This window comes from Binatus sp. (SeqCode) (genome assembly GCF_036522015.1).
In the GTDB taxonomy this organism is placed as follows: domain Bacteria; phylum Desulfobacterota; class Binatia; order Binatales; family Binataceae; genus Binatus.
Map to the genome: position 1 here is coordinate 1 of NZ_DATDGQ010000196.1, position 8,634 is coordinate 8,634.

At 60.5% G+C, this 8,634-nt stretch carries 9 protein-coding genes; all 9 read left to right on the plus strand.

Annotated features, from left to right (window positions below):
• Nucleotides 1–358, plus strand: a 358-nt coding sequence (locus VIW95_RS08255) for a cytochrome c (RefSeq protein ID WP_331585272.1), incomplete at its 5' end; no start/stop codon positions are given.
• 15 nt (nt 359–373) lie between these two features.
• On the plus strand, nt 374–2,059 hold the full coding sequence (gene ctaD, locus VIW95_RS08260; protein ID WP_331585273.1) for a cytochrome c oxidase subunit I: 1,686 nt from the start codon (nt 374–376) through the stop codon (nt 2,057–2,059).
• Nucleotides 2,059–2,661: a cytochrome c oxidase subunit 3 gene (locus tag VIW95_RS08265; RefSeq protein ID WP_331585274.1), complete on the plus strand. Its 603-nt coding sequence runs from the start codon at nt 2,059–2,061 to the stop codon at nt 2,659–2,661. Before ctaD ends, VIW95_RS08265 begins: the two co-directional genes overlap by 1 nt.
• 9 nt (nt 2,662–2,670) lie before the next feature.
• Entirely contained in the window at nt 2,671–3,501 is an 831-nt protein-coding gene (locus VIW95_RS08270; protein WP_331585276.1) for a hypothetical protein, read from the plus strand.
• A 13-nt stretch (nt 3,502–3,514) separates the two neighbouring features.
• Nucleotides 3,515–4,216, plus strand: a complete 702-nt coding sequence (locus VIW95_RS08275; RefSeq protein ID WP_331585278.1) for a cytochrome c — start codon at nt 3,515–3,517, stop codon at nt 4,214–4,216.
• A 1-nt stretch (nt 4,217) separates the two neighbouring features.
• Nucleotides 4,218–4,727 carry a ubiquinol-cytochrome c reductase iron-sulfur subunit gene (locus VIW95_RS08280; RefSeq protein ID WP_331585280.1) on the plus strand — a complete coding sequence of 170 codons (510 nt, stop codon included), beginning with the start codon at nt 4,218–4,220 and terminating at the stop codon, nt 4,725–4,727.
• Nucleotides 4,724–6,190 (plus strand): cytochrome b N-terminal domain-containing protein, encoded by a 1,467-nt coding sequence (locus tag VIW95_RS08285; RefSeq protein WP_331585282.1) that lies wholly within the window; start codon nt 4,724–4,726, stop codon nt 6,188–6,190. The genes VIW95_RS08280 and VIW95_RS08285 overlap by 4 nt, the downstream gene beginning before the upstream one ends.
• Nucleotide 6,191: 1 nt before the next feature.
• Nucleotides 6,192–7,079 (plus strand): cytochrome c oxidase assembly protein, encoded by an 888-nt coding sequence (locus tag VIW95_RS08290; protein ID WP_331585284.1) that lies wholly within the window; start codon nt 6,192–6,194, stop codon nt 7,077–7,079.
• Between the two features lie 15 nt (nt 7,080–7,094).
• The coding region (gene pgi, locus VIW95_RS08295) for a glucose-6-phosphate isomerase (protein WP_331585286.1) at nt 7,095–8,634 on the plus strand (1,540 nt) is incomplete at its 3' end.

The following is an 8,634-nucleotide window of genomic DNA, read 5'->3' on the forward strand; positions in this document are numbered from 1 at the left end:
GCTGCTGCGGATAGTGGTCGAGCCGCGCGCCGACTTCGACCGGTGGGTCGCTGCGCAGAGGCAGCCGCCTATCGTCGACGCTTCGGTCGGCCACGGGCGCCAGGTCTTCGAATCCACTGCATGCGTCAACTGTCATACGATTCGCGGCACCGCAGCGGACGGACGTTTCGGTCCTGACCTCACACATCTGATGACGCGCGAGACGATCGGCGCGGGCGTCGCGATGAATACTCGCGATCACCTTAAAGTATGGGTGAGCGATCCCAGCGTCATGAAGCCGGGGGCGCTGATGCCCGCGATGAACCTCGGCGACAAGGACCTCGACGACCTGGTCGCGTACCTGGCCACGCTGCGGTAATCGGGGAATACGGTCATGGCAGGCAGCATCGACCAGGAAATCGCACTCGGCGCCGTCGACGACGCGCAATCGCTGCCCATCCTCGGCAAGCTCCACGAATGGGTCGTCACGGTCGATCACAAACGCCTCGGCATCATGTACATCAGCGGCGGCCTCTTCTTTCTCGTGGTAGCGGGCCTGCAAGCCCTGACGATTCGCCTCCAGCTCGCCGTCCCCGACGCCGGCATCGTCCCGCCGCAGGTCTTCAATCGCCTGCTCACGATGCACGGCACCGCGATGGTCTTCCTGGTCGGGATGCCGATCCTCACCGGGTTTTTCAACTATCTCGTGCCTCTCATGATCGGCGCGCGCGATCTCGCCTTCCCACGGCTCAATGCCTTCGGCTTCTGGCTGTGGTTCTTCGGCGCGCTGCTGCTCTACTTCAGCTACATCGGCGGCGACGGCCTCTACGGCGCGGGGAGCGCGCCCGACGTCGGATGGTTCGCGTACGCACCGCTCACTGAGCTGCCGTTCTCGCGCGGCAACAGTACTGACTATTGGATACTGAGTATTCTGCTGACTAGCGTCGGTTCGACCGCCACCGCCATCAACATAATAGCCAGTGCGTTCTGCATGCGATGCGAAGGGATGACGCTGAGCAAGATGCCGGTGCTGGTGTGGCTCGCGATCGTCGTTGCGTTCATGATGCTGGTCGCATTGCCGCCGCTGTCCGCAGCGCAGGCGATGTTGCTACTCGACCGCTTCCTCGGCGCGCATTTTTTCGATACTCAAGCAGGCGGTTCGGCCATATTGTGGCAGCACTTTTTCTGGATCTTCGGTCATCCCGAGGTTTATATCCTGGTAATCCCCGCCTTCGCGTTCGCCTCCGAGATCATTCCGGTCTTCTCGCGCAAGGTGATTTTCGGTTACAGCGTGATGGTGGCAGCGTCGTGTGCGATCGCGTTTATCAGCCTGAGCGTGTGGGCGCATCACATGTTCGCGGTGGGCATGACGCCCGCCGGCAACTCGTTTTTCGCCGCTTCGACGATGCTGGTAGGCGTCCCGACCGGCATCAAAATCTTCAATTGGCTAGGAACAATCTGGGGCGGAAAGCTTCGGCTCAAGGTACCGATGCTGTTCAGCCTCGGCTTCCTCTTTCAGTTCCTGATCGCAGGCCTGACCGGCATCATGCTCGCCGTAGCACCTCTCGACTGGCAACTCACCGATACCTACTTTGTAGTAGCTCATTTCCATTACGTACTAGTCGGCGCAATAGTCTTCATGATATTCGCCGCTATCTACTACTGGTTTCCAAAGGCAACTGGCCGAATGCTCAATGAGACTCTCGGCAAATGGCACTTCTGGCTATTCCTGATCGGCTTCCATATGACCTTTGACACAATGCATTTCGCGGGGCTGCAGGGAATGCCGCGGCGCATCTATACGTACCAGCCAGGGCGAGGCCTCGACACTTTTAACCTGATGGAGTCGATCGGAGCCTTGGTGCAGGGTATCGCGGTGCTGATTTTAGTAGTCAACGTTGTCCGCTCGCTCTACGCCGGCGAGGTGGCGGGCGACGACCCATGGGACGCCTGGACGTTGGAATGGTCCACAACGTCGCCACCGCCCGGATATAACTTCGCGACTCCACCGACGGTGCGCAGTCGACGTCCCCTTTGGGACCTTAAGCATCCCGAGGATCCCGACTGGAAGTACGAATAATGGCCGCTGCAGCAACCGCAATTTCCGCCACCCCACCAGCATGGAACGAAACGCTCCCGCGCCGTGGCCACGTGGGCATTTTGGCCTTAATCCTGACCGAGTCCGCCTTCTTTTCGATCTTCGTCGTCGCCTACATCTTCTATCTCGGCAAAAGTCTGACCGGCCCGTTCCCCAAAGACGTCCTATCTCCGCCAATCCTGAACACCATCTGCCTGCTCTCGAGCAGCATCACGATCGTCCTCGCCATTCGCGCCCTCCGCGCCAACTCTATTCGTGCGTTCGCCATCTGGTGGTTCGTCACCTTCGCTCTGGGGCTCGAATTCCTGACCGGCACAGCCCTCGAGTGGCACCGCCTTATCTATCACGACGGCCTGACCATTCGAACTAATCTCTTCGGTACCACCTATTACTCACTGGTGGGCCTGCACGCACTCCACGTCACGATCGGACTACTACTTATTCTTCTCGTACTGATTCTGACTATGTGCGGCTACATGAATGAGCGCCACGTCGAGCGCACCGATGTTCTCTCGTGGTATTGGCACTTCGTGGACGCGGTGTGGGTAATAGTATTTCTGACCGTGTACGTAGTCGGTCGATGAGCTAACGCAATGGCTATTGATGAAACCGCTAACAGAGTAATCGAAGCGCCCGCACCGACCGCGTGGCCGATGATCATGGCGCTCGGCTTGACGCTCGCGTTCGCCGGCCTGGTGACCAACGTCGTAGTCAGCATGGTCGGCTTCATCCTAACCGTCGCCGGCGCTGTCGGATGGTTTCGCGAGGTACTTCCCGTCGAGCATCGCGAGATGGTTCGCGTCGAGCCAACAGCCGGAGCCATCGTGCCCGCAAAAATCGGAATCGACTACCTGCAAGTCGGGGAGCTGGGTAATCGCGCGATCCTCCCGCTCGAAATCTACCCCTACTCGGCAGGAATCAAGGGTGGCATCGCCGGCGGCGTCGCGATGGCGGTACTCGCCGTGCTGCAGGGAATCGCGCTTCACGGCAGCCCCTGGTACACCGTCAACATTCTCGCGGCGACCGCGATGGCAAATCTCGCCAACGCCGACACTGCGACGCTCTCGTCATTCATTCCACAGGCATTCGTCGTCGCATTGATCATTCACGCCTCGGCTTCAATCCTGGTCGGACTGCTCTACGGCGTGATGCTTCCGATGTTTCCGCGGTACCCAGCTTTGTGGGCCGCGATTGTCGCGCCGCTGCTGTGGACCGGCCTGCTGTGGTCGTCGCTCAGCGTGATCAATCCCGTGCTCGACGCGCGAATCGAGTGGCGATGGTTCATCCTGTGCCAAATTGCCTTCGGCGCGGTCGCGGGTTTCGTCGTGAACCAGACAGAGCGCGTCCATACGCTGCAGCATCTTCCATTCGCCGTCCGCACTGGCATCGAAGCACCGGGTTTGGGCGAGAAACGCGAGGACTAGCACCAAGTTGAACTTGCGCAGGCTCAAATCGCTGCTCGCGATCGCATCGATGACAGCAATCATGCTCGCCGGATGCAACTCTTTTCCGGGCCGACCGACAAAGGCCGAACTTCCGCTGCGCCCCAGTAACGTGACCGACTTCGCCGCGCTGTACGGCGAAAACTGCGCGGGATGCCATGGAGCCGACGGTAAGTCAGGCGCCGCAATCGCAATGAACAATCGAATATACCTAGAGATCATCGACGACGCCTCTATGCGACACGTTATCTCGGATGGAGTTCCGGGAACCGCGATGCCGCCGTTTGCGCAAAGCGCGGGCGGCTCGCTGACAGACCGTCAAATCAACCTTTTGATCGCCGGCATCCGGAAAACCTGGGCTGCCGTTTCGAGCGCCGGCTCGGGCGCGCCGCCCTATTCCAATTCCACACCGGGAGATTCCAATAGAGGCGCTCAGGTGTACGCGGCAAATTGCCAGTCGTGCCACGGGGCCGACGGCAAAGGCGGAACGGCAGGTTCGGTCGTCGATGCCTCCTATCTTTCACTGGTTAGCGACCAGTACTTGCGCTCGATCGTGATCGCGGGACGCCCCGACCTCGGTCATCCTGATTGGAAGAGCGCCGCCAGCGGACAGCCGCTCACGCCCGCGCAAGTGTCCGACGTGGTCGCCTGGCTCTCGTCGAAACGTCCAGCGTCGCCTCTGGCTCAGAGTAATTGAAATGACCCCATCGCCTGAAAAGACTACACGCCGCAATTTTCTGTTTCGGATCGGAATAGTCATTAACGCGATAGCTATTGCGCTATTCGCTATACCAATAGTCGGCTACGTACTATCTCCCGCCCGACGCTTCACCTGGCTCGACTGGATACCACTCGGTCTGCTGACTGACTATCCGGAACATCAGACTCGATTGGCCGAGTATGTAAACCCGTTCAAGAAAGCATGGGATGGCGAGACGGCCAAGATTCCATGCTGGGTGCGCCATATGGAAGGCGATCAATTCCAGGTTTTCGCCATCAATTGCACCCATCTCGGATGCCCAGTGCGATGGTTCGCTGAATCCGGGCTGTTCATGTGCCCGTGCCACGGCGGCGTTTTCTACTCCGACGGCAGGCACGCTTCGGGACCTCCGCCGCGCCCGCTCTATCAATACAAATACAAGGTCGAGGCCGGCAAACTTTGGATTTACGCCGGCCAATTGCCGACACTCGGCGAGCCGAACGCATGATCGAGACGCTCAAGTCAGTCGGCCGATGGCTCGACGCCCGACTGCAACTCGGTAGCACGATCGCCGAAGTTGCCGAGCATCCGGTACCGCGCAGTTCCGCAAGCTGGTGGTACATCTTCGGCAGCGCGACGCTGGTCGTCTTCGTTTTGCAGGTGGTCACCGGCATTTGCCTCGCGACGGTCTATACGCCCGCCGCCGATCGCGCCTGGGACAGCCTGATATATCTGAACTACCAACAACCGCTCGGATGGTATCTGCGCGCGCTGCACGGCTGGGGCTCCAACTTCATGGTCGCCCTGATGTTCGTGCATATGATCCAGGTCTTCCTGTTCGGCGCCTATAAATTTCCGCGCGAACTCACCTGGGTCGCGGGATGCTTTCTGCTCTTGTGCACGCTCGGCATGGCGTTCACCGGCCAGGTGCTGCGCTTCGATCAGAACGCATATTGGGGTCTCGGCATCGGCGCATCGATCGCCGGCCGCACTCCGATCATCGGGTTCAAGGTCGTGGATCTGATTCTCGGCGGACCAATCATCGCCGGCGAAACCCTGTCGCGCTTCTTCGCGCTGCACGTGTTCGTGATTCCCGCGCTGCTTATCGGCTTCGTCGGACTGCATCTATTCCTGGTATTGCGACTAGGCATTAACGAATGGCCGATGCCTGGTCGAATAGTCAGACGCAATACCTACTTGCAGCAGTACCAGGAGTTAGTACACGACGATGGCGAACCGTTCATGCCGTTCGCCGCGCAAAAAGACCTGGTCTTCGCCGGACTGATTATTTTGAGCCTGCTGGTAGTGGCGGCGGTCGAAGGCCCGATCGGTCCCAATGGCCAGCCCGATCCGACGATCATCCAGACGGTGCCGCGCCCCGATTTCTTCTTCCTGTGGCTATTCTCATTGTTCGCATTGTTGCCGCCGTGGACCGAAACCTTCCTGATGCTCACCGGACCGGTCGCCGTCATCGGCCTCCTTTTCGCCCTGCCCTTCCTTTCGGGGACGGGCGAGAAAAGCTGGCGACGACGACCTTTTTCAGTCGTCATCGTGATTCTTGCCGTGACTCTGGTCGGCACTCTCACCTGGCTCGGCACGTTCTCGCCGTGGTCGCCAGTGATGGACGCGTGGAGCGCCGCGCCGACGCCGGTCGATTACGTCAAGGGCCGCACCCCTCTGGAGCTTCAAGGCGCGCTGCTGGTGCAGAGCAAGCAGTGCCGCAACTGCCACTCGCTCGGCGGTGTCGGCGGGATGCGCGGGCCGGCGCTCGACGACACGGCGACGCGGCTAACGCGCGATCAGATCGTTCGCCAGATAATTCAAGGTGGCGGCAACATGCCGGCCTACGGCAAGAACCTTGGCCCGGCGGAAGTTAACGCGATCGTCGCCTTCCTCGCGACGATGCATCCGAGCGGCGAGCCGCCCGCGCGCGATTCGGCGCGTCCGGCAGTTCCGGCATCGAATAACTGACGTGAACTCGATAGTACAAACCGCCTTCGACTCGTGGACGCCGCCCGTCGCGACCATCGCGACGCTGCTCGTCACCGCCGCGATTTACGCGCGCGGCTTCGTGCGTTTGCATCGCCAGATGCCGGATCGCTTTCCCGTCTGGCGACTCGCATCGTTCATCGCCGGCATCGTTGCACTCTTCATCGCGATCGCGTCGCCACTCGAAGCATTCGACGACCTGCTGCTGCAAATCCACATGACGCAGCATCTACTGCTGATGATCGTCGCGCCGCCGCTGCTGCTCGCCGGCGCCCCGGCGATTGCGCTCATTCGCGGGACTCCTTCGCGTGTCGCGAAGGCAGTAGCCGGCCCGGTTCTCCGCTCAAGGGCAGTCCGCCGACTCTTCGCATGGATGACGGAGCCGCTGGTCTGCTGGATCGCATTCGCCGCCGCGACCTGGGGATGGCATCTGCCGGCAGCATTTCAGCTCGCGCTCCGCTCTGACGGATGGCACGTCGTCGAGCACGCATGCTTTCTGACGACCGCATTGATGTTCTGGTACCCGGTCATCCAACCGTGGCCGAGCGTCGCGCGATGGCCGCGATGGGCGATGCTTCCGTATCTTCTGCTGGCGGACGGCCAGAATACGATCCTCGCCGCGCTCTTCATGTTTTCCGAGCACCTGATTTATCCGATTTATGCGACCGCGCCGCGTATCGCGGGATTCACTCCCCTTGGCGACCAGATTGTCGCAGGCGCTATCATGTGGGTGCCGGGCTCCATTTTTTATCTGGTGCCCGCCGCGCTCATCATGTTTCAGATGCTCGCGCCGCAATACCTGTCGCGCCAATCCGCGCGCGAAGCTGACTCTCATCGCCGAGTCGCCGGCCAGCTTCCAGCGACCCGCTAATAGAAGGAGTCCGTCATGCCATCATCGACGCTTATCAATCGCCCCGCGTGGAAAGCCTTGCAGGCGCATTACGGTCAAATCCATAGCCGGCACCTGCGCGCGATGTTCGACGAAGATCCCAAGCGCGGCGAGCGGCTCGTGGTCGAGGCCGCCGGCCTGTACTTCGACTACTCCAAGCATCGCGTGACCGACGAGACTCTCCGCTTACTACTGGCGCTGGCCGAGGAAGTCGGACTCCGCGGACGTATCGACGCGATGTTCCGCGGCGACAAGATCAACGTCACTGAAAAGCGCGCTGTCCTGCATATCGCGCTGCGCGCGCCGCGCGGGGCGTCGATCGGCGTCGACGGCGACGACGTGGTGCCCAAAGTCCACGAGGTGCTCGATCGGATGGCGGACTTTTCCGCGCGCATCCGCGACGGCTCCTGGAAAGGCCACACCGGAAAGCGCATCCGCAACATCATCAATGTAGGAATCGGCGGCTCCGACCTCGGTCCGGTGATGGCGTACGAGGCGCTGCGTCATTTCAGCGACCGCAACCTGACGATGCGCTTCGTCTCCAACGTCGATGGGACAGATTTCGCCGAGGCGACGCGCGACCTTGATCCGGCCGAGACGCTGTTCATCATTTCGTCGAAGACTTTCACCACGCTCGAGACGATGACTAATGCACACACCGCGCGCGATTGGTCTCTGGCGGCGCTCGGTGACGACAAGGCGGTCGCGAAGCATTTCGTCGCGGTCTCGACCAACGCCGCCGAAGTTACGAAGTTCGGCATCGACACGAAAAACATGTTCGGCTTTTGGGACTGGGTCGGTGGCCGGTACTCGATGGACTCGGCGATAGGGCTGTCCACCATGATTGCGATCGGCGCCGACAATTTCCGCGCGATGCTGTCGGGTTTCCACTCGATCGACGAGCATTTTCGCACCGCGCCGTTCGCCCGCAACCTGCCGGTCCTGATGGGCCTGCTAGGTGTCTGGTACAACGACTTCTTCGGCGCGCAAACCGTCGCGGTGCTGCCCTACGAGCAGTACCTGAAGCGCTTTCCCGCCTATCTGCAGCAGCTAACTATGGAATCGAACGGCAAGCACGTCACGCTGGAAGGCGCGCCCGTCGATTACCAGACTGGACCGATTTACTGGGGCGAGCCCGGCACCAACGGCCAGCATTCGTTCTACCAGCTAATCCACCAGGGCACGAAGCTCATCCCGTGCGACTTTATAGGATTCTGCCGCGCGCTTAACCCGCTAGGTCGTCATCACGATCTGTTACTCTCAAACATATTCGCGCAAGCCGAAGCGCTGGCATTCGGCAAAACCCCCGAGCAGGTAAAGGCCGAGGGCACGCCGGACTGGCTGATCCCAGCCAGAGTATTCGAAGGCAACCGTCCTTCGACGGTAATACTAGCCGACGAGCTAACACCCGAAGTCCTAGGCAAGCTGGTAGCCCTGTATGAGCATAGCGTCTTCACCCAAGGCGCAATCTGGAACATAGACTCATTCGATCAATGGGGCGTAGAGCTAGGCAAGGTTCTGGCGCAAAAGATAATCC

What these genes read in the sequence shown, in the direction of transcription:
- ctaD (WP_331585273.1), top strand. Translation starts at nt 374, where the DNA reads ATGGCAGGCAGCATCGACCAGGAAATCGCACTCGGCGCCGTCGACGAC.
- VIW95_RS08270 (WP_331585276.1), top strand. Translation starts at nt 2,671, where the DNA reads ATGGCTATTGATGAAACCGCTAACAGAGTAATCGAAGCGCCCGCACCG.
- VIW95_RS08280 (WP_331585280.1), top strand. Translation starts at nt 4,218, where the DNA reads ATGACCCCATCGCCTGAAAAGACTACACGCCGCAATTTTCTGTTTCGG.
- VIW95_RS08265 (WP_331585274.1), top strand. Translation starts at nt 2,059, where the DNA reads ATGGCCGCTGCAGCAACCGCAATTTCCGCCACCCCACCAGCATGGAAC.
- VIW95_RS08285 (WP_331585282.1), top strand. Translation starts at nt 4,724, where the DNA reads ATGATCGAGACGCTCAAGTCAGTCGGCCGATGGCTCGACGCCCGACTG.